The organism is Amycolatopsis sp. cmx-4-61 (genome assembly GCF_046548775.1).
In the GTDB taxonomy this organism is placed as follows: domain Bacteria; phylum Actinomycetota; class Actinomycetes; order Mycobacteriales; family Pseudonocardiaceae; genus Amycolatopsis.
Genome location: NZ_JAEBEI010000064.1, coordinates 1 through 1,118, shown reverse-complemented (window position 1 = coordinate 1,118; position 1,118 = coordinate 1). Strand labels below are relative to the sequence as shown.

At 68.8% G+C, this 1,118-nt stretch carries 1 protein-coding gene; it reads left to right on the top strand.

Features of this window, described 5'->3' with window-relative positions; all coding sequences use genetic code 11:
- Positions 1 to 130: 130 nt before the first annotated feature.
- On the top strand, positions 131 to 1,118 hold a 988-nt coding region (locus tag ACLJOU_RS46910; protein WP_410575786.1), incomplete at its 3' end, for an IS481 family transposase.

Here is a 1,118-nt window from a genome sequence, read left to right as displayed (position 1 = left end):
CTAGTTGTGATGTCCAGGGACGTTGTGCCGGGTTGAGGTGACCTGGTGATGGCCTGTCGTGCTGACAGGTGAAGGCCTCCGGTTGTGAAGTGGAGCTGTCGAGGAACCACATCACGCGCCGGAGGCCTTCGTGTCCCACCCTAACGCCACCCTGACCCCACGCACCCGGCTCCGGTTGGCGCGTTTGATCGTCGAGCAGGGCTGGACCTGCACCGCAGCGGCGAAGATGTTCATGGTCGCTGCCAGGACCGCCCGTAAATGGGCCGAGCGCTACCGGCGCGAAGGCGCGGCCGGGATGGCCGACCGCAGCTGCCGCCCACACCACAGCCCGACCAAGACCTCGCCCGCGCTGATGCGGCAGATCGTGCGGCTGCGGTGGCGACAGCGGCTGGGCCCGGTCCAGATCGCCGGCCGGCTCGGCCTGCCCGCATCCACGGTGCATGCGGTGTTGGTGCGCTGTCGGATCAACCGGCTCTCCCGCATCGACCGGGTCACCGGCGAACCGCTGCGCCGCTACGAACACGACCATCCCGGCTCGCTGATCCACGTCGATGTCACCAAGTTCGGCAACATCCCCGACGGCGGTGGCCACCGCTACGTCGGCCGCCGGCAAGGCGAGATCAACAAACGATCGACGCCCGGGCTGCCCCGCGGCGCGGACTACAAGCCCCGCACCGGCACCGCCTTCGTCCACACGGTCATCGACGACCACTCTCGCGTCGCCTACGCCGAAATCCACACCGACGAAACCGCCGCCACCGCCACCGCGGTCCTGCGCCGGGCGGTGGCTTGGTTCACCGACCTCGGCGTCACCGTCGAACGCGTCCTCTCGGACAACGGCTCGGCCTACCGCTCCCACGCCTGGCGCGACACCTGCACCGAACTGGGCATCACCCCGAAACGGACCCGGCCTTACCGGCCCCAGACCAACGGCAAGATCGAACGGTTCCACCGCACCCTCGCCGAGGGCTGGGCCTACGCCCGCTTCTACCCGTCCGAGGCCCTGCGCCGGGCGGCGCTACCAGGCTGGCTGTACTTCTACAATCATCACCGACCCCACAGCTCAACCGGCGGCAAGCCGCCGGTCACCCGACTGACCAACCTCTCTGGACATCACA